Source organism: Prevotella pectinovora (assembly GCF_041323955.1).
Taxonomy (GTDB): Bacteria; Bacteroidota; Bacteroidia; order Bacteroidales; family Bacteroidaceae; genus Prevotella; species Prevotella pectinovora.
Window position 1 is genome coordinate 774,927 of the sequence record NZ_JBGLIV010000001.1, and the last position, 20,100, is coordinate 795,026.

Annotated in this window: 20 protein-coding genes and 1 pseudogene; 11 read left to right on the forward strand and 10 right to left on the reverse strand. The window is 43.4% G+C overall.

The annotated features are described in order from the left end of the window. Window positions 1–280 precede the first annotated feature (280 nt). From pheS to ACDC99_RS03065, 3 genes are all read left to right on the forward strand, one after another. Window positions 281–1,318, forward strand: coding sequence for a phenylalanine--tRNA ligase subunit alpha (gene pheS / locus ACDC99_RS03055; RefSeq protein ID WP_288768751.1), 1,038 nt, complete (start codon window positions 281–283; stop codon window positions 1,316–1,318). Between the two features lie 381 nt (window positions 1,319–1,699). Further along, window positions 1,700–2,431 carry an SDR family NAD(P)-dependent oxidoreductase gene (locus ACDC99_RS03060; RefSeq protein ID WP_288762060.1) on the forward strand — a complete coding sequence of 244 codons (732 nt, stop codon included), beginning with the start codon at window positions 1,700–1,702 and terminating at the stop codon, window positions 2,429–2,431. A 16-nt stretch (window positions 2,432–2,447) separates the two neighbouring features. Continuing rightward, entirely contained in the window at window positions 2,448–3,086 is a 639-nt protein-coding gene (locus ACDC99_RS03065; RefSeq protein ID WP_370755789.1) for an HAD family hydrolase, read from the forward strand. Between the two features lie 144 nt (window positions 3,087–3,230). Here ACDC99_RS03065 and ACDC99_RS03070 read toward each other — a convergent pair. Next, window positions 3,231–3,503 (reverse strand): annotated as a pseudogene (locus ACDC99_RS03070) (IS982 family transposase); the annotation flags it as partial. A gap of 53 nt (window positions 3,504–3,556) precedes the next feature. Between ACDC99_RS03070 and ACDC99_RS03075 the strand changes: the two are divergent. The 7 genes from ACDC99_RS03075 (at window position 3,557) to ACDC99_RS03105 (ending at window position 11,433) form a co-directional block, all read left to right on the forward strand. Beyond that, window positions 3,557–3,811 carry a hypothetical protein gene (locus tag ACDC99_RS03075; protein WP_370755791.1) on the forward strand — a complete coding sequence of 85 codons (255 nt, stop codon included), beginning with the start codon at window positions 3,557–3,559 and terminating at the stop codon, window positions 3,809–3,811. 15 nt (window positions 3,812–3,826) lie between these two features. Beyond that, window positions 3,827–4,807 (forward strand): IS982 family transposase, encoded by a 981-nt coding sequence (locus ACDC99_RS03080; protein WP_370755793.1) that lies wholly within the window; start codon window positions 3,827–3,829, stop codon window positions 4,805–4,807. 102 nt (window positions 4,808–4,909) lie between these two features. Beyond that, window positions 4,910–6,727, forward strand: a complete 1,818-nt coding sequence (locus ACDC99_RS03085) for a radical SAM protein (RefSeq protein ID WP_370755794.1) — start codon at window positions 4,910–4,912, stop codon at window positions 6,725–6,727. Further along, window positions 6,717–8,837, forward strand: a complete 2,121-nt coding sequence (locus ACDC99_RS03090) for a DEAD/DEAH box helicase family protein (RefSeq protein WP_370755796.1) — start codon at window positions 6,717–6,719, stop codon at window positions 8,835–8,837. The genes ACDC99_RS03085 and ACDC99_RS03090 overlap by 11 nt, the downstream gene beginning before the upstream one ends. 25 nt (window positions 8,838–8,862) lie before the next feature. After that, entirely contained in the window at window positions 8,863–8,988 is a 126-nt protein-coding gene (locus ACDC99_RS03095; protein WP_370755798.1) for a hypothetical protein, read from the forward strand. Window positions 8,989–8,992: 4 nt separating this feature from the next. Continuing rightward, window positions 8,993–10,972, forward strand: coding sequence for an AAA family ATPase (locus ACDC99_RS03100; protein WP_370755800.1), 1,980 nt, complete (start codon window positions 8,993–8,995; stop codon window positions 10,970–10,972). Window positions 10,973–10,977: 5 nt separating this feature from the next. Further along, entirely contained in the window at window positions 10,978–11,433 is a 456-nt protein-coding gene (locus ACDC99_RS03105; RefSeq protein ID WP_370755802.1) for a hypothetical protein, read from the forward strand. 450 nt (window positions 11,434–11,883) lie between these two features. On the opposite strand, the gene trmD is transcribed toward ACDC99_RS03105, so the two are convergent. From trmD to cobU, 9 genes are all read right to left on the reverse strand, one after another. Next, window positions 11,884–12,558, reverse strand: a complete 675-nt coding sequence (trmD, locus tag ACDC99_RS03110; protein ID WP_022315883.1) for a tRNA (guanosine(37)-N1)-methyltransferase TrmD — start codon at window positions 12,556–12,558, stop codon at window positions 11,884–11,886. 8 nt (window positions 12,559–12,566) lie between these two features. Next, window positions 12,567–13,025 carry an HIT family protein gene (locus tag ACDC99_RS03115; RefSeq protein WP_330072000.1) on the reverse strand — a complete coding sequence of 153 codons (459 nt, stop codon included), beginning with the start codon at window positions 13,023–13,025 and terminating at the stop codon, window positions 12,567–12,569. A 152-nt stretch (window positions 13,026–13,177) separates the two neighbouring features. Continuing rightward, window positions 13,178–14,086 carry an AEC family transporter gene (locus tag ACDC99_RS03120; RefSeq protein WP_370755803.1) on the reverse strand — a complete coding sequence of 303 codons (909 nt, stop codon included), beginning with the start codon at window positions 14,084–14,086 and terminating at the stop codon, window positions 13,178–13,180. A gap of 26 nt (window positions 14,087–14,112) precedes the next feature. Continuing rightward, the gene (locus tag ACDC99_RS03125) at window positions 14,113–14,817 is read right to left on the reverse strand and encodes an LrgB family protein (RefSeq protein WP_370755805.1); all 705 of its coding nucleotides are present in this window, start codon (window positions 14,815–14,817) and stop codon (window positions 14,113–14,115) included. Window positions 14,818–14,821: 4 nt separating this feature from the next. Next, window positions 14,822–15,184 carry a CidA/LrgA family protein gene (locus tag ACDC99_RS03130; RefSeq protein WP_044073624.1) on the reverse strand — a complete coding sequence of 121 codons (363 nt, stop codon included), beginning with the start codon at window positions 15,182–15,184 and terminating at the stop codon, window positions 14,822–14,824. Between the two features lie 82 nt (window positions 15,185–15,266). Then, window positions 15,267–15,794: an alpha-ribazole phosphatase gene (gene cobC / locus ACDC99_RS03135; protein WP_370755806.1), complete on the reverse strand. Its 528-nt coding sequence runs from the start codon at window positions 15,792–15,794 to the stop codon at window positions 15,267–15,269. 105 nt (window positions 15,795–15,899) lie between these two features. Continuing rightward, window positions 15,900–16,745 carry an adenosylcobinamide-GDP ribazoletransferase gene (locus ACDC99_RS03140; RefSeq protein ID WP_022315889.1) on the reverse strand — a complete coding sequence of 282 codons (846 nt, stop codon included), beginning with the start codon at window positions 16,743–16,745 and terminating at the stop codon, window positions 15,900–15,902. Further along, window positions 16,720–17,766 carry a nicotinate-nucleotide--dimethylbenzimidazole phosphoribosyltransferase gene (gene cobT, locus ACDC99_RS03145; RefSeq protein WP_022315890.1) on the reverse strand — a complete coding sequence of 349 codons (1,047 nt, stop codon included), beginning with the start codon at window positions 17,764–17,766 and terminating at the stop codon, window positions 16,720–16,722. The genes ACDC99_RS03140 and cobT overlap by 26 nt, the downstream gene beginning before the upstream one ends. 18 nt (window positions 17,767–17,784) lie before the next feature. Beyond that, window positions 17,785–18,312 carry a bifunctional adenosylcobinamide kinase/adenosylcobinamide-phosphate guanylyltransferase gene (cobU, locus tag ACDC99_RS03150; protein WP_022315891.1) on the reverse strand — a complete coding sequence of 176 codons (528 nt, stop codon included), beginning with the start codon at window positions 18,310–18,312 and terminating at the stop codon, window positions 17,785–17,787. Between the two features lie 402 nt (window positions 18,313–18,714). Here cobU and ACDC99_RS03155 point away from each other — a divergent pair, with 402 nt between their 5' ends. Then, window positions 18,715–19,926, forward strand: coding sequence for an OmpA family protein (locus ACDC99_RS03155; RefSeq protein ID WP_044065343.1), 1,212 nt, complete (start codon window positions 18,715–18,717; stop codon window positions 19,924–19,926). Window positions 19,927–20,100: the final 174 nt, after the last annotated feature.

Here is a 20,100-nt window from a genome sequence, read left to right on the forward strand (position 1 = left end):
GCCTAAAACTCTTGACATAAGAGCGATATTTCCGCGTCGTCAGAAAATCGTCTTAACCCCAATCCTCCTTTATGGCTTGACGGATAAATGGATGCAATAAGGCTCTTTCGTCTCTTTTTATGCGTGATGCCAGCAGCCTGAAGTCAAATATATCGTGTCATTTGCACGTTTCTCGAAAAAATGCAGTAAATTTGCTCCCGAAATGGGTTCTGCCATCTTTTTGATGATAATGGTGTGAGCTTCTCCATATTTGAAATTACAAGAAAAATAGTATTTGGATATGATACTTGACAAGATTGAAAGCCTCCTTGCAGAGGTAAAAGAAATGAAAGCCTCGAATGCTGAGGAGATAGAGGCGTTGCGCCTGAAATATCTCAGCAAGAAAGGTGAGATCAATGCCGTAATGGCAGATTTTAGGAATGTACCTGCCGACCAGAAAAAAGAGGTGGGAATGAAAATCAACGAGCTCAAGCAGACTGCTTTCGAAAGGCTCAATGCCCTGCGTGATGCCATCGAAACAAGCGAAGACGGCGACCAGGGACTCGACCTGACAAGGACTGCCTATCCGATAAAGCTCGGAACACGCCATCCGCTGACCATCGTCAAGAACGAGATCATCGACATTTTCTCCCGTATGGGATTTGTGCTTGCTGATGGACCAGAGGCAGAAGACGACCTGCATGTGTTCACGAAGATGAATTTTGCCGCCGACCACCCAGCCCGCGACATGCAGGACACATTCTTCATAGAGCAGAATCCAAACGATGTTACGAAGAACATCCTTCTTCGTAGCCACACAAGTTCGGTGCAGGCACGTGTGATGGAGACATCGCAGCCTCCTATCCGTATCATCTGTCCGGGACGAGTATATCGCAATGAGGCAATCACAGCACGTGCACACTGCTTCTTCCATCAGATAGAGGGACTCTACATCGACAAGAACGTATCGTTCACCGACCTCAAGCAGGTGCTCCTGACCTTTGCCCGCGAGATGTTCGGAGCAGACACAAAGATTCGTCTGCGTCCAAGCTATTTCCCATTCACGGAGCCAAGTGCCGAGATGGATATCTCATGCCACATCTGCGGCGGTAAGGGCTGCGGATTCTGCAAGCATACAGGATGGGTGGAAATCCTGGGCTGCGGAATGGTTGACCCCAACGTGTTGGAGCTTTGCGGCATAGACAGCAAGGTATATACCGGTTATGCCTTCGGCCTCGGTGTGGAGCGTATCACCAACCTGAAGTATCAGGTTTCAGACCTGCGTCTGTTCTCTGAGAACGATGTGCGCTTCCTTGAGGAGTTTGAGGGCGCTAAATAAAAAATCAATCTTCTCTCTTCCTGCAGACAACAGACGGCTTGCAGCCAGTCTTTGATGCGTATTTGTGAAGGTGGAAGAGATAAATATCATTAACGATCCCTGTTGACAATTATTTGATTGACAGGGATCGTTTCGTATCAAGACTTACGTATGTCTGATAGACAATGTGATGAAAAGCTTTTTTAACCCCCAATCGGTCATTAGGGCTTGCCTGGAGTTCTTTTAGAAGAGTGGATTTTGTTTGACTTTTAATGAGTAATAGCGAGCTATTACGAATTAAAAACAAGCAAAAGACGCCTTATAAAAAACAAAAGACTGCAAGCAGTAAATATAAAATACTATAAACGGCCTAATGACCGTTTTGGGTTAAAGGAAATGAATATGAAGAAAAAGGCCATCGTTGTGGGAGCCACGTCGGGCATAGGACTTGAGGTGGCACGTCTTCTGGCATCCGGCGGATATGAAGTCGGCATAGCAGGGCGTCGTGAGGAGAGACTCAGAGATATCATGCGTGAAACCGAAGGCATAGTTGCATACAGAAGAATCGACGTGAGAAGCGCTGAGGCACCGCAGCAGCTGCTCGACATGATACGGGAACTTGGCGGAATAGACCTCTATTTCCATAGTTCCGGCATCGGTTGGCAGAACGGTTCGCTTGAAGCAGACAAAGAGATTGCTACTGTGGAGACAAACGGAGTGGGATTTACGCGTATGGTGACGGCTGCATACAATTGGTTTGCCGATAGTGGGAAGGCTGGACGCATAGCCTGCATAACGTCGATTGCCGGCACAAAAGGACTGGGAGCTGCTCCTGCCTATTCTGCCACGAAACGCTTTCAGACGCATTATCTTGAATGCTTGTCGCAACAGGCACGGATGCGTCAGTTGCCTGTCCGCATCACCGATATACGGCCTGGTTTCGTGGCCACCGATCTGATAGCCGGCAGCAATTTCCCATTGCAACTGTCGGCAGACAGTGTGGCTGCCGACATAGTGAAGGCAGTGGAGAAGGGTAGAGAGGTGGTGACGATAGACTGTCGCTATCGTCTGCTCGTGGCTTTCTGGCGTTTGCTGCCGAGAAGTCTATGGGTAAGGCTGAGGTTCGTGAAATAGTGAAAAGAAAATGTATATGAATATAAGAACCATAATACTTGATTTCGACGGAACGATGGGCGATTCGCACAGTCTTATCGTCAGGACTCTTCAACAGACAATATGCGAATGCCGCCTGCCACGGCGCACCGATGAGGAGTGTGCCGCCACTATTGGACTGCCTCTGTATCAGGCTTTTGTCTCGATGTTTGGCATTAGTGATGCTGATGGGCAACGCTGTGCTGATACTTACCGTCGCATCTTTATGGAGAACAAACAAAAGATGACTGTTAAGCCTTTCCCTAATGTCATTGATACCATTCGCAAACTGAAAGCCTCAGGCAAGACTTTGGCGATAGCCAGCAGCAGGAGTCGGCAGTCGCTTGTGGAATACGTGAAGCAGTACGACATTATGGATTGCATCTCTTGTATTGTGGCTTCTGATGATATAGAGAAGGCGAAGCCGGCACCAGACATGGTTCTGAGAGTTCTTGAATTAACCGGAGGTACCCCTGATACCACCCTTACCGTAGGTGATATGACATACGACATTGATATGGGTCGTGCTGCCGGAACACTGACCTGTGGCGTGACTTACGGCAACGGTACTCGCGAAGATCTCTCTGATGCCGATTTTCTGATAGATGACTTCTCTGAATTGATGTCGCTTCTTTGAGACATTCCTGAAGACCTATTTGTGACAACGCTTTTATCGTCTTTAATTTCCCCCACAGCGTGGGGAACAGAACCCCCTAATGTGGGGTTTCATTCCCCACGCTAAGGGGGGAATTTCCGACTATATGGTTACTCTTGCAATTCAAAAGCCGAACAACCGCTTCTCACTATCAATGTTCTCTGTCTCTGCCGTCAGGAATAGTGCCACTACTTCCAAGTCAGGAAACTTGGGAACAGGACCACGATGTGGAACATTCCCCGATTCGTTGACGAGATTTTCAGAGAAAAGTTTGTGTAACTCAAGTATTTTGACGAATTTTGTATGAAGGATGTACTTGCGATGGCTTGAACTTGATGTTTTGAGCTCTACCAAGTCGCTAAAAGTCAGCGGTATGTGCAACTTTTTACATGTGTTTATAAACTTAAATTAATTACGCCTACGGGTAAAGCATATGAGAAAAACGAATGAATATGGCAAAGGCTTCTAGAAAAATAATGCATATAGGTTTAGTTGATGCGGATCTGCTTTGTAATGGTACGCGTCACCCGAATCTTGCGTTGTTGAAAATTGCCGGATATTTAAAAGATAATGGCTATATTCGTAAAACTCAAGAAACGTCGAAGACAAATGTAAATACCTACGAGTTGTTAACAAACGAGAGTAATTTTGAGGAATTGCAGAAACTTGACCATATTTATGTATCATGTACCCGTTGGCGGAATTAATTTAAGTTGATAAATATGAGTAAAAAGTTGTACATATCGCTGATTTTTAGTAACTTAGTGGTGCTCAAAACATTAAGTTCAAACCATCGTATGTACAACCTTTATACAAAATTCGTCAAAATACTTGAGATATGCAAGCAATTCTCTGAAAATCTCGTCAATGAATCGGGTAATGTTCCACGTCGTGGTCCTGTTCCCAAGTTTTCGGATTTGGAAGTGGTGGCGCTATCCTTGACGGCAGAGACCGAGAGCATTGATAGTGAGAAGTGGTTGTTCGACTATAAATTGCAAGAATACAAGGACAACATTCCCAATCTCATATCAAGGAGACAGTTCAATGACCGCAGGAAGAAAACGGCAGGCCTGTGTGAGGAACTGCGCAAGAGGATTGCCATGGAAATGGATGGCGGAGAGGAACAATTCTTTGTTGACTCCAAGCCGATAAAGGTTTGTAGGGTTGCAAGAGGAAAACGTTGCAAGATGGGACGTACCGGAAATTTCTCGCAAGCTCCCGACTTCGGCTTCTGTGCTTCGCAGAATACGTATTATTTTGGTTATAAGTTACACGCTCTCTGTGGGTTAAGTGGAGTTATCCATTCCTATGATCTGTCAAAGGCAAGTGTGGCTGACCTCCATTATATGAAGGATGTAAAACATACTTATCACGACTGTAGCATCTATGGTGACAAAGGGTATATTGGAGCTGACGTACAGCTTGACTTGTTCGAAACCGCACACATAAGACTGGAGTGTCCGTATCGGCTCAACCAAAAGGACTGGAAACCGACATTCATCCCGTTTGCAAAGGCAAGAAAGAGGATTGAGACAATATTCTCACAACTTACAGACCAGTTTCTGGTCATCAGGAACTACGCGAAAATAACGAATGGTTTGTTTGCCAGAATCATTGGCAAAATTAGTGCACTTACCATTCTGCAATACGTAAACTTCATTAACGACAAGCCCATTGGCAGAATTAAGTATGCACTAAATTAATTCCGCCAACAGGTATCATGTGTATTCTCGTTTACACTTGACAAACCTCCTCTTCTATTGACTTTTTTGATAAATAACAAATCAATAGCAAATAAAGTTCATATGGGAGGAACTGGAAGCTATGCAAATCTTTCTGTTGATGAGGGTTTTGCTGAAAAACGAGAAGAAGATATGCATCTGCTTGAAAGTGATGTGTTCCTGAACACATTGACGAATAAATCTGGAGCGCATGGTATAGATATGAGAACTCAGACGCCTGATTATCATCTCTATGATGATTTCATAAATGTGATGGAAACAGTCAAGAAATCTCCTGCATACTATAAAGATTACAAAGAATATTCAATAGGCTTTCTAACAAGAGGTTGTTTTCGTCGGTGTCCTTTCTGTGTGAATAAACTGGAAAGGAAAGCTATGCCGTACTCGAATCTGAACGATTTCTTGGACGACGAAATAGATAAGACTACAGGAAAACTAGTTCGCCCCTATATTTATTTGTGGGATGACAATTTTCTTGCTTCTCCATATTGGGAGCGAATGTTAGACGAACTAATCGCTACAGGAAGACCATTTCAGTTTAGGCAAGGTCTTGATGAACGTCTTATTGCTCAAAATCGTCGCGGTGAAGATATGGCCAAGAAACTGGCAAAATCCAACTATCATGGAGACTTTATCTTTGCTTTTGACAATTGGTTTGATAGAAAAATAATTGTAAAAGCTCTAAAAATATGGAAGTTCTATTGTCCTAAGCGAGAGACAAAGTTTTATTTGTTCTGCGGATTTAAGCAATCTTCTACAGAATATAAAAAATTTCAATTGGATATTGCAGAAATATTCATGCGTATCTGTGTGCTTATGCGGTATGGTTGCTTACCTTATATTATGAGACATGAGGATTATAAAAAAGCTCCATTGTCAAATATTTATGTTCAAATAGCAAGATGGTGTAACCAACCAGGATTCTTTAGAAATCTATCGTTTTGGCAATTTTGCTATAAAAACCAGACATATTGGGAAGAACATACATTAGGCCGAGATGTTAAGAAACTTAAAACATATGAAGAGTTTATAGAAGACTACAAGAATGGCTATTATGATGAAATAGGAATGTCAACACCTTTGAAAACCGTGTTTAACTTTCTTGAACAATTCAATGAGCATAAGAGTCTTTTCCTTTCTTTCTTCAATATGTCTTTCAAACAAATGATAGACCCAATGTTATGGTATCGTGATACAGAAATACAAATGGATGGAATAAAATTTTTAATGGATTCTGAGTTTTGGGACAACGTTCTTGGAAACTCAGTAAATGAGCGCGTCTTATTAAAGGCTTTCTATACGCATGCGGATGAAAACTTGTTAGAAGATGAGAAAAAAAGCGCAATACTCCTAGAAGTTCTTAAAAAATATAAGTGCAGTGAGATACTTGACATTATCAAAGATGGTTTTGTTCCAGCAAAAGTGGAAAAGAAAGACATCTCGCAGTTTAGCGACTTCAAAGATGTTTATTACACCATACCATACCTTTTGCATAATTGCGGCATCAAGGATGTTGACTACTCAAAAATGGGGTTTCTTATGCGCGATGAAAAGCGCAAGGAGGTGGCAGATAAGAAGTACGGTGAAAACCATATGAAGACAGCTGCTCAAATGGGGCTATGCAGATTTGGGAAGTGCCGAGCCAACGAGAATGCTTTAGGGGCAAACTTCATAAAGTTAAAGGAAAGTGAGAGAAATAACATTGTTCCGAAACTATGCTTGTACATTCCGTACATTCAGAACTATTTCATGGCTGGCGCTACCGATGAAGTTCGCGACGAAATGCTTGGTATATTGTCAAAGACAACGCAAGTGAGGCGACGTTCAAACGTCAACACTATAATACAAAGTGTAAAAGATTCTATCGAATATGAGCTTTAAAGACTTGACTATTAAATCCTGCTACGAATCTGGTGTTGATGACATCATCGAAGATTACTATGTGCCAGTCCTTGGCACATCGGTTCGCTATGACCGAATAGCAGGATTCTTTTCATCTTCTTCATTGGCTGTTGCAGCAAGAGGTGTTGCTGACTTTATCGCAAATGGCGGTAAGATGAGATTGATTACAAGTCCTAGACTCAATTCGGAAGATATAGATATCATAAAGAGAATCGCTGATGATTCAAACTCTCTGACATTGGAAGATTTCGGGATTAACATTAACAATCTTGAAAATGAATTTGAAATAAATCACGTTAAAGCATTGGGCTGGATGTTGGCTAATGGCCTGTTAAGAATGAAGTTTGCTATTGTCTATAACGAAGATGGAAGTATATGCAATAATGAGTTAATCTCTGAAAAAGGATTGTTTCACCAAAAAGTTGGTATCTTGCAAGATGCTGAAGGTAATGAGTTGTCTTTCAGTGGGTCAATAAATGAAACTGCCGCTGCATGGGTCAATAATGATGAAGAATTCAAAGTCTTTAAAGAATGGACCGATGCTTACGATTACTATGTACGTGATAAAAAGAGATTTGAAGAGATTTGGAATGGAGTTCGTAAAAATGTAAAAGTCTTTGATTTGCCAAACGCTGTTAAATCTGACATCATACGTTACTCTTCTGATTTTGACTTAGAAAGTGTCTCTATAAAAAAGTATCGCTCTATCAAATTTAAAAATTTTGATTTCAAACATGACAAAAAATTGTTTTTCTATCAAGCTGAAGCCTTAAACAAATGGAAAGACAATAATTACCAGTTACTGTTTGAAATGGCTACGGGCACAGGTAAGACTAGAACGGCTATCGCTGGCATAAAATACTTGAACCAAAGCAGAAAACGTTTAGTTACGATAATATCCACACCCCAAAATACGCTGTCAAAACAATGGAAAGATGAGGTTGAAGGGCAACATTTGTCTTTTGATGAGAGCGTTGTTATTGATGGTTCTGTAAGTAAATGGGACAAAGTCTTACTTAAACTCCTTCTCAAAAATGGTGCAGGAATGGCAGACCATATCTGCTTGTATACCACTCATAATACAGCATCATCTGTTAAATTTACCGAAACCATTGAACACAATCTACCATCAGGGACAGATGTACTTTTTGTTGGGGATGAAACTCATTGGTTAGGGGCTCGTAAATTGCAGAAAGCATTAATGCCTTCCTATAAATATCGAATTGGCTTAAGTGCTACGCCAAGCCGTTGGTTTGATGACCTTGGTACATCTAAATTGCTTGAATACTACGGAAATGATAATTTCGAATTTACCATCAAGGATGCACTTACAGAGTTTAATCCTATTACTGGGAAGCATTTCCTTGTAAACTATCATTATCTTATTTCAAAGGTGTCGTTGAACGAAATGGAATCCAAAGAATATCAAGATGTTTCTAAGAAGATCAGCAAGCTTTGGAATATGAAGAATAGTGATTCTGATGCAGCTGCTAGTTTGGACAGATTGTTGGAAAAGCGCGCAAACATCATCAAGAATGCAGAAGGAAAATATGTTCAACTCGAATGTATTCTGAACGAATTGGAGCAGAAAGGGCGAATTGAGAATTTGATTGTATTTGTATCTCCCCAGCAGATAGATTCCGTTCTTGAAATTCTTGCAGGCCATAACCTTATGTTTCATAAACTAACGGAAAAAGAAGGAACAAAGGCAGAAAAAAGGTTCGGCAACAAATCTGAGAGAGAACATATTATTACAAAGTTCAAGTTAGGAGATTATCAAGTTATTGTTGCCATAAAATGTATGGACGAAGGTATTGATATTCCTACCGCAGATATTGGTATATTAATGGCTTCAAGTACAAATCCTCGTGAATACATTCAACGTGTTGGACGTATTATACGACAAAGCCCAGGGAAAAAATTTGCTCAACTTTATGACATATGTGTAGACACCATTCATCTTGGAGATGATGAATCTTCCAGTCTTGAACGTAAAATAAGAAACAAGGAACAGATTCGATTGAAAGAAATTGCAGAAAATGCGATTAATTCAATAGATGCATTAAAAATCATAAATTCATTAGATTAGTATGGCTATAAACAAGAAAATCCTTATGAAGATTGCAGATAAGACAAAGTCTGATATAGCAATGCAGAAGAATATTGAAACAGTACTTTCCGGTATTGAAGAAGGTCGACAAGGAAAGCGTATGATTGACAAAATTATGAAATCAGTATAAGACAATGAGAATAGAAAGTATTGACATTCAAAATTTTCGGCAGTATCGGAACCTTATCTTCAAGTTTCCGTGTAGTTCTGGACAAAATGATTTACACATAATTTATGCCAAAAATGGTGTAGGTAAAACAAATGTGCTTAATGCTATCACTTGGTGTCTGTATGATACGGAAATGCACTTGGGTGATAAATATACGGCAAGTGCAATACTCAACAATCAGCAAGTGCAAGAACTACGTGACCATTTGCAAGAAGGTGATAATGCAATTGGTGATGCAACTGTACGCATTCTGTTTTCATCAGATGATGCAAAAGAGAAAATTCGATTCCAACGAGTTGGTAAATTTAATGTCACAAACGATGCAGTAATTCCAGTAAGTACTGAGTTCTCTATTATGCATTTTATTGATGGGGAATGGAATTCTATTGATTCTGAAGAAGAAACTTTATCTCTTGTAAAGAAGAATGTACCAGAAGAAATTCATGAGTATATATTCTTTGACGGTGAGCATTTGGAAAATTATTTCAAGGCTGGGCAATTCGAAAATATCAAGAATGGTATCGAGGAACTGACTCAGGCAAAGATTATTGAGAAAGCAGAAAACGCATTCAATAAGTATTTGACGGATGTGTTGAATCCACAAATTTCAAAATCACCTCAGAAAGAAGTTGCATTGGCTCAGCAAGAACTTGACAAAATTCAGGCAGCTATAGATTCTTCTGTTGATGCAATCAATACATACACGACTCAAATACACCATTGTGATGATGAAATTGCTGACCTTGATAATGTTATAAATGGGCACGTTCATGTCTCAGAGAAGACAAAGCACCTCAAGGAAGTAGAAGGGGCTATAGATAAGTTGAGAAATTCTATCAGTCAGAAAAAAGCTGAAATGATGGTGTTTGCAAGAGAGTATCTTCAGTATTTTGCTCTTTATCCATCCATCAAAAGTCTTTATCTTTATATTCAGGAACAGGACCAGCATGGCAAACTTCCTCCGCGTATAGACAAATTTCTTCTCGAGACTATAGAGAAGCATAAACATTGCCTTATCTGCGACCAAGATTTAGATGACCACTCATATAGCTTTATTGAAGAATTAAAAAAGGAATTGGAAGTTTCGTCTGAAACATCTGCATTGCTAAATAAGACAGTTGTTGTGTTGCGCCAATATATTTCAAAATTAGCGCAATATAAGACAAAACGCGATTCTTTAATGGATGACATAAAGAATTTGCGTCAACAATACAATGACTATATTGATGAAGAGAAACAACTTAACACGTACCTAATGAATATCCCTAATGCTGAAGCTATAACAAAGGCTATTGGGCAAAAGAAGGAATTTCGCAGAGAGCGTGATACTATAGTTGCCAAGAAGGGAGTTGAGGAAGACCACAAGAAAACTCTTGATGCGCAATATATTGCACAGGACAAGAAGTTGAAGTCTTTGATAGAAAAGAACCAACAATTGGAAAAGATAAATGTACAAGCTGAATATTGCAAGAAGTGCCGAAACATCTTAAAGGAGACCCGTCTAGATTTACTAGAAGAAAGTCGACGTGAGATGGAACGAGAAACTCTTGATACTTTCACAAAGTTGCTTTGGAAGAAGGATGTGTTTTCTAAAGTAGAAATTTTAGAAGACTATACATTCCGTTTGCTTGACAACTATGGCTCGCAGACTTTAGGTTCGTGTAGTGCTGCAGAACGAGCATTACTTGCATTGTCATTCACATTGGCATTGCAAAAGGTGTCAATGCATGATTCATTACTATTCATTGACACTCCGATAGGTCGAGTAGACGAAGATAATCGTCAAAACTTTGTTAAAACACTTTGTGAGTTGGCAAAAACGAAACAAGTCATTCTGACATTCACGCCAACGGAATATGATGAGAAAGTTGCTGCAGCATTGCAGGATCAATATGCATCATTCTGTCAGCTTTCAATGTTGGATGGTATAACCGTAATCAAATAAAATCTATGGCAAAAGTAACATTGAATATAGCTAAGGCCTACGATGACGGCTTTATAGAAAACATAGAGAAGACAAAGTTCTTTCAATTGAACAAAAATGCAACAACTCGTACAGACTTGTATTGTTTTGCGATGGCATTATGTGAGATGGAAAGTAAGGCACCATCCTCTATTAGTGAGGTTGGCTCGGTAAAGTCATTTGTCAGAACGGAATTTCTGACAAATTGCGAGCCCTTATTGTCAAGTCTCTATTACGACAAATGTCTTAAAAACAATCCAGAAAAGATAGATGATCTTTGCAATCGTGATGAGGTATACAGTCTAGCCGAAAAAAGTGCCAACACGGGTTTTGGCATTTTAAAGGAATGGATTGAAACTATGGATGAAGAAACTATGTTTTACAAGCTAATTGGGTATATGGATAAACAATTTGAAGAAATTAAAGACGAATTGTCTCAATAAGCAATGATATTCTTCCTCAGTTTGGGATTTTAAAGTCCCCTCTAACACCCACGACAACATTCTCAATTTGGGCATTGACCATTTAGCTATCCACACGAAGGCGGATGACTAAAGGTTAAGGTTCCCACAACAGATCAAGAGGGGATGAACAGAACAGGCTCAACTGCTTCGTGTCCTCAATGGTATATCCTGAGAGCGCAGATGGCTTGTTGTCAAAGAAGCAGTAGCCCACTAGGGCGGAGCATGCCCACCCAATTCAGACGGTTCAATCCACCCACTTTTGAGGTAAAAACGGCTTAGAAAACGGAGCATTCCGTTCATTTTTGAAAAAAACGCTTTTAAAAGCAACAGGCTGCAAGCTGTTGATGAATAAGACAGAATAACCCCCGAAAATATTTATTGATTTTCGGGGGGTATCTCAATTACCGATTGAAGGTAATCCGGTTATTGTTATTTCAGCAGGTCTGGTCGCAGGCGCTTCGTTCTTTCGTAGCTCTGCTCCATCTCCCAATCCTTTATCTTTGCCTCGTTGCCGCTGAGCAGTATGTCGGGCACTTTCCAGCCTTTGTATTCTGCCGGTCTGGTGTAGATAGGTGCTGAGAGCATGTCGTCTTGGAAACAGTCGGACAGGGCGCTCTGCTCGTCGCTTATCACTCCCGGCACTATACGTACGATGGCGTCTGCCATAACGGCAGCAGCAAGCTCGCCGCCGGTGAGCACATAGTCGCCGATGCTTATCTCGCGAGTGATGAGATGTTCGCGGATGCGGTGGTCGATGCCTTTGTAGTGGCCACACAGGATGATGAGGTTCTGCTTCATCGACAGGTCGTTTGCCACGTGCTGGTTGAACTGTTCTCCGTCGGGCGAGGTGAAAATCACTTCGTCGTAGTCGCGCTCAGCTTTCAGAGCCGAGATGCAGCGGTCTATAGGTTCACACTGCATCACCATGCCGGCAAATCCGCCGTATGGATAATCGTCCACTCTTTTCCACTTGTCGGCAGAGTAGTCACGCAGATTGTGCAGATGGATTTCTGCCAGTCCTTTCTTCTGTGCCCTTGCCAGGATAGACTCATTGCAGAAGCCTTCGATCATGGCTGGGAGCACGGTGATAATGTCAATTCTCATATTTTTCGTTAGAGTTCCTTCTTCAGCGCCTCTGCCATTTCGGTATACTCAGCGTCGGTGAGATATACTTTCTTTGGGTTCATCTGGAACACGCCGCCGAAGTCTGGTCCGCCCTTGTATTTCGGTATCAGGTGGAAGTGGAGGTGAGACAGCGTGTCAGAATAGGCGCCATAGTTAATTTTGTCTGGGTTGAATACTTTCTGCATGGCACGTGTCACCTTTGCCACATCGGCCATGAATGCGTTGCGCTCCTCGTCGCTCAGAAGGTTCAGGTCGTCCACATGGTCTTTGTATGCCACGAGGCAACGGCCATGATAGGTCTGCTCCTTGAATATGAACACTCGTGAAACGCTGAGTTTCGCTACTTCGATCATCAGATCGTGCAATGTCTCATTGTTCTGGCAATAGAGACAGTCTTTTGGGTCGCTATTCATTTTTTTCTTTGTTTTTAGTTGATAGTTTCTTATTCAGTCAATTTTGTCGCAAAGGTAGCAAAAAAACCGCAAGCATCAGCTATAATCATCTGAAATGTGAATAAGTGACGATAAAATAATACCTTGGTACGATTTGAGTGAGAAATGTAACCTCTCCTTAGAAGGTCTGACAACACAGCGGACTCTTATTTGAACAGCAGCGTTATCATCGGTATTGTGAATATCGACGCCACTGTGGTGATGAACGTGATCTCTGTCATGAGAGCAGGGTTGCGCCCGTATTTCAGACAGAACATAGTGCCGTAGGATGCTGCCGGCATGGCAATGACTACGGTGTTTATGGCATTCACCACTTCGCTCACTCCCAGAGCCTTGAATAGGAAAAACAGCGATAGAGGAATGATGCAGAGTCTCAATAGCGATGCCACGTAGACCTTCGGGGTGCCGATGATGTCGTGTAGCGGCAGACGTGCCATCGACGAACCTATTATCATCAGCGCTGCCGGAACCGTTATGTTGCCCACCATCGTTACCGGCTTGGCTATCAGTTCGGGAGTGCGGATATTGAATGCCACAAGTAGGGCAGCGGCAAAGGCGGCTATCATTGCCGGCGAGAACAATATCTTGGGGTTGAGTTGCTTGATGCTGTATTCTCCCTTGATGAGCATCACGCCGGCTGTGAATATGAAGAAGGTGTTGGGCATGTTCAGCAGGGCGGCATAGAATATGGCGTGAGGTCCGAATATCGATGCCACTATGGGATAGCCGATGAAACCAACGTTAGCAAACATCAGTGTGAATCCGATCATTCCCTGGGTGTCGTGGTCTTTGGCTATGAATCTCGGTACGAAGAATCCGAATGCCAGAAGTATGATGTATGTCAGTATGCTTACTCCCAGCAGCGGTAGAATCAGCGTGCGGTCGGGCAGCGTGTCGCCCATTACCGACGAGAGGATAAGCGACGGACAGGTGATGTCGATAACTATAGTAGACAGTTTCTGGTCGAACTTGTCGCCCATATATCCGAGTTTGCATAGCACGTAGCCCAATATGACGATGATGAACAGAGTCACCATCACTTCCAGATTTTCCATTATCCTGATTTGTTTCGTCTTACTTGTTATATGATGCCCATCATCTGCAGGATGTATGGAGTCAGTATGGCGGTGAATATGCCGTTGAGCGTAAGTCCAAGCGACGCATAGGCCCCATGTTCCATTCCATGTTCCATAGCTGCCGATGTTCCCACGGCATGTGATGCTGTGCCGAGCGAGATTCCCTGGGATGAGGGCATTCCGATGTGGCCGTATTTGAGGATTCTGAATCCTGTTATGGCTCCGAAGATGCCGACGAACACCACTATCGTGGCGGTGAGAGATGGTATGCCGCCGATGCTCTGTGTCACTTCCATTGCAATTGGTGTGGTGACAGATTTTGCTGCCAGCGAGAGCACCACGATGCGGGATGCACCGAAATACTGTACCAGGGCAACGACCGACACTATGCCGACAAGGCATCCCACGAGCTGCGACATGAATATCGGCACCATTTCATGCTTTATGGAGTGGAGCTGCTTGTATAGCGGAACACCGAGCGACACCACGGCGGGCTTGAGCCAGAAGTCTATCTTCGAACCGCTTAACTTGTAGGTTTCATAATCAATGTCGGCTATCGTGAGAAAGCATATCATGAAGGCTATGCTCACCAGGATGGGATTGAAAACCGGCAGCTGCAGCATTTTTCTTACGAGCTTGGCGAGGAAATATACTCCGAACGTCAGCGTAAGCAGGAAATAATCGTTGTTGAGGTATTCGTGGATATCCATTTGCTTATAGTTTTTTTCCTTTTATGCGTTTTATTATCTTCCTTGTCATGATGTGTGTCCAGCCTGTGACCACAAGCACGAGCATGGTGCTCAAGGTCGTGGCGAGCACTATGGACACTATCTCTTTTCCGATAATGTCGAAATAGAGCATCAGAGCCACACCTGGCGGCACGAAGAAGAAGCCCATGTTTTTCACAAGGAAATTGGATATCGTCTCTACCCATTCCAGTTTTATCACTTTCACCTTCAGCAAAAAGGTGAGCAGAAGCATTCCAATGATGCTTGATGGCACGCTGATGCCGGTGAGCCATGTTATGAACTCACCAACGGCAAGGCAGCCAATAATGATTGCTAATTGTCTAAACATTTTTATTATCCTGAATTGAATATTTTTTCTTTTGCATGGTCGGGAGAAAATTGTTGAGTCCGTTCTGAATGATTCCGAACTCCTAAATCTCGATTTCTTCTATCCCTCCGTATTCCACTGTGTGTTCGAAGCATCCTTCCTCCTTGAACAGGCCTCCGTAGATGCCCGCACAGAGCAACACTCCGCAGTGGGCGAAGATGGCCACCTGGCGGTATGGCTTCTGCTTCAGTTCGTCGAGAAATCCTGCCACCCTTTCATATACCATCGGAAAACTTTCACCGTTTGTAGTTGCAACGTGCATATAGTCATCATACCATTTCTGCAGGTTGTCGTCCTTGATGTCGTCGTAGCGTTTCATTTCCCAGTCGCCCATGTTCATCTCCATGAGTCGGTTGTCTGTGACGGGGGTGGGATAACCGCAATAGTCTGCCAGCAGGCGCGCTCTGGTGAGAGGTGATGAGAACACGGCATCGAACGTTCTGTCGCCGAGTGCTTTCTTTGTCATTTCTGCCTCTTCTGTAAACGTTGCCGCCACGGGAACGTCCGTCTGTCCGTAGCACACGCCCTTCGTCACGTCTACGCTTGTGTGTCTGATTAATATTACTTTCATGTTTTTTTCAGTTAACGAGTTGACAATTTAACGAGTTGACAAGCAAACGAGCAAACAAGCTGATATGAAGGTCACTTTTTCCCGTCCGTCTTTGATAATTTGGGCTTAATGCCACATGAACTCCAGCATCTTTCCTTCCATGGCGGCGCTCTTCATTGCATTTGACCATAGTATGGCGATGGTGAGATATGTAGTGAGTTCAATCAGGAGGAACAGTGCTCCGCAGCAGTCTCCCGTATATCCCTTGAGTCTCTTCCATATCAGTCTATAGAGGAAATACATCACCACGCATGGAACGAATACTATCAGATCCCATTCCAGTGTAAGCCGTGTGAGATAGAAGAACAGTCCCAGAGGCAGAAGTCCCTGCAAGGCGAGACATATGCTTGCCCCGATATTCATGCGTCGGTATACGTTCTTTGCCTTGGATTGTTCCTCAGTCCTGGCATACGGCATCATCTGTATAATCTGGCCGGCGAGCATCTTGGCATAAGGGTCGGCAGCGAATACAGACAATGCTGCAAGAATCGGAGGCATACACGAAAGGCTGAAAAAGAGCAGCAGTTCATAGAATATTATACCCAGCACACCATACGTGCCGATGCGTGAGTCTTTCATTATGTCGAGAATCCTCTGCCTGTCGGAGCCTCCTCCGCCGAACCCGTCAACGAAGTCTGTCAGTCCGTCCTCGTGCAGCGCTCCAGTGATGAATATCCTCAAGAGGATCGCTGCTACGATGGCTATGTTCTGCGGCATATACATAGAACCGAAATATATCGTTGCCGCCATAGCCCCTCCTGTCAGCCAGCCCACTATGGGCCAGTATTCTACCACTGCTTTATACGATTCTTTAGGCGGCTGATAGATACGCCAGAAAGGCAGTCGGGTGAAGAATATGAGCGCTGCCCATACGTTCTGCCACCACTTAGAAGTATTTAGTGATATTTGCATTTTCAAAGTTGTTCATCTCGTTTATCATCCTCACGCTGCTCTCAATGATAGGGTAGGCGCACAACGCTCCCGTTCCTTCGCCCAATCTCATTCCGATGTTCAGAATCGGTTTCGCTCCCATTATCTGCAGCATCTTGGCATGGGCGTGCTCGTCTCCGCAGTGTCCGAAGATGGCGTAGTTGAGCACTTCGGGATGTAGGCGGCTTGCCGCAAGCATACATGCCGACATTATGAAACCGTCCACCATCACTATCATCCTGCGTTCGGCGGCTCTCAGCATAGCTCCTATTGCTCCTACCATCTCGAAACCTCCGAAATAACGTATCATATCGGTAGCGCTGGCATAGGGGAAGTCCCTGTTGAATTTATCCACAGCCTCTTTCAATACCTTATGCTTGTGGCTCAACTGACTGCCTGCCACTCCAGATCCGGCTCCCACACAGTCGTCAAGTGGTACGCCTCCCATGAGATGCAGCCAGATGCTCGAAGGAGATGTGTTGGCTATTCCCATCTCGCCTATGCATACGATGTTGCAACCTTCGTCGGCACATTCGTCGATGATCTTTGCTCCCGTAGAGAGAGCCTTGTCCATCTCCTCTTCCGACATTGCCGCTTCGTGGAGGAAATCTTTTGTTCCCCATGCAATCTTCTCGTTCCTTATTTCAGGGAAAGAACTAAGGTCGTAGTCCACTCCCATATCTATTATTCTGAGCTTGAAGTTGTGCTGGCGACAGAACATGTTTACACCTCCTCCGCCTTTCGTGAAGTTTATCATCTGCTGCCATGTCACATCTCTTGGCGACAGGCTGACTCCTTCTCGCTCTATGCCGTGGTCACCTCCAAAAAGCAAGTGGCAGGGGTGGAAGAGAGTTGGGAGGAGAGAATGCTGCACGAGGCATATCCTCAGTGCCAGTTCTTCGAGCATTCCCAGCGAACCTTTCGGCTTGTTCAGATTGTCAATCTTGTCTTGTATTTCGTCCTTGATGCTATGGTCTGGCGAAACTATATTGAATTTTATCATGATAGAATAATATTTTGCTTACTTTATCTTCACCGGAATTCCGCTTACAGTTAGGTATACGTCGTCAGCCTTGGCCGCAACGTATTGGTTGAACCATCCGAGCAGATCAGTGAATCTGCGTTGTACGGCATTGCCGCTCACCCCTCCGCTGCCAATCTCGTTGGTCACGAAGATGAATGTGGCATCCTGGTCGGTAAACTTGTCGAACTCTTCCTCAATCTCTTTCAGCGTCTCGTTGATGTCAGGCTGATGGCTTTCATCGTTGGCTGCAGAAAAGAAGAAATTCGTACACCATAGAGTCAGGCAGTCTATCACAGCCACCTTATTATATATATACAGCTTGCTGAGATGTTTTTCCTCTTCGATGTTGGTCCACTGTTCTCCTCGGCGCTCCTTGTGCTTGTCCACGCGCTGCTGGAATTCTTCATCCCAAATGTGAGCCGTGGCGATGTACACAGGATTGCGGGAAAGCTCCAATGCCATGCGCTCGGCGAGGACGCTCTTTCCCGAGCGTTGTCCGCCAGTTATTAGTATGATACGTTTCATCAGTGCAAAAGTAGTAAAACTATCTGAATTATTCAGCGGTAGCAATGGATTATTTGATAAGTGGGCGAGTTTGACAAGTAAACGGCTAATGGGGAGAATGGTTGACAAGTGTGTTGGTCTGCATATGGATTTCATAAAAATAACTATTTGAGCTTGTTGCGAGGGGTTTTTGTCAAATCATCTCTTGACAATTCGTTGGCTATATGCAATCTCGGGATGACATATTAATATATATAGGTATAAGGTGGATATTCTTGCACTATTTTGCGTAAAAAGTTAGCTTGTGCAATAAATTTGTTAAGAAAAGTTTGGCTGCTATCAGAAAAATGTTTTACTTTGCACTTCAAGAATGTAGAAAGATTTAAAAAACTGTATTTATAATTAATTTTAAAGATTAAGAACATGAAAAAATTCTTTACTTTGTGCGCTGCTGCTGCTTTGGCAGTTTCCGCATCTGCTCAGACAGTTACTGAGAGTAAGACTTTTGACAATTGGTACATCGGTGTAAACGGTGGTCTTGCAACAGGTATTCATCCTTCACAGCTCGGCTGTGGCGGTACATGGCTCAAGGATATCACTCCTAACGCAGGTATCCGCGTAGGTCGCTATTTCACTCCTGTATTCGGTCTCGCTGCTGAGAGCAATGTTTATTTCAGCGATCTTCATCATACAGGGCGTACAATGAACAACCTCTTCGGTAACTACACAAATACTTTGGTTAACTCAATCAACACCTCTCTTATCGCTACAATCAACTTCAGCAACTGGTTCGGCGGTTACAAAGGTGAGCCACGTCTCTTCGAGGTAAGCGGCGTTTATGGTCTTGGTTGGGGTCACGTATTCGGTGGCGAGGATCACGATCGTTACTATGCAAACTCTTGGGATTCTGCTGACAAGGTAGACTTCCTGACATCTAAGGCTGGTCTTGACTTCGCTTTCAACCTCGGCAAGGACAAGGCATGGCAGGTATATGTTGAGCCAGCAGTAGTTTGGAACCTCGAGGGCGCTAAGAAGGGCGTTCGCTACGATGCTAACTACGCTGACTTCCAGCTCAACGCAGGTGTTGTTTACAAGTTCAAGAACTCTAACGGTACACACAACTTCACTATCGCACAGGTTCGCGACCAGGCTGAGATCGACGGTTTGAACGCTAAGATCAACGATCTGCGCAACGACTTGAACGGTAAGGATTCTGAGCTCGCTGCTAAGAACCGTCAGATTGCTGACCTCCAGAAAGCTCTCGACGAGTGCAACAGCAAGCCTAAGTATGAGAAGCCAGCTACAGCGACTAACCTCCAGCCTACAGTTATCTTCCGTCAGGGCAAGTCTGTAGTTGATCCTGCTCAGTACGCTAACATCGAGCTCATCGCTCAGTACATGAAGAATCATCCAGAGGCTACTGTAGAGATCAAGGGTTATGCATCTCCAGAGGGTTCTAAGGAGCTGAACCAGAGACTTTCTGAGAAGCGTGCAGACGCTGTTAAGAACATCCTCGTCAAGAAGTACAAGATTGCTGCAAGCCGCCTTACAACTAAGGGAATGGGTGCAACAGACAAGCTCTTCGAGCAGGTTGAGTTCAACCGTGTTGCTACTTTCAACGACAACACAAAATAATAAGTTGGCTGAATAGCGATTTATTACATACTATGTCCCCGTCACTTCATTGTGACGGGGACTTTTGTAGTATGCTATTCCTTATTTTGGTTTTGTGTTTTTTTTTTGACTGTCATTAGGTAAAGTCTCTTTTGTTATATCGTGTAACGACATTTTCATGCGAATTACACTTAA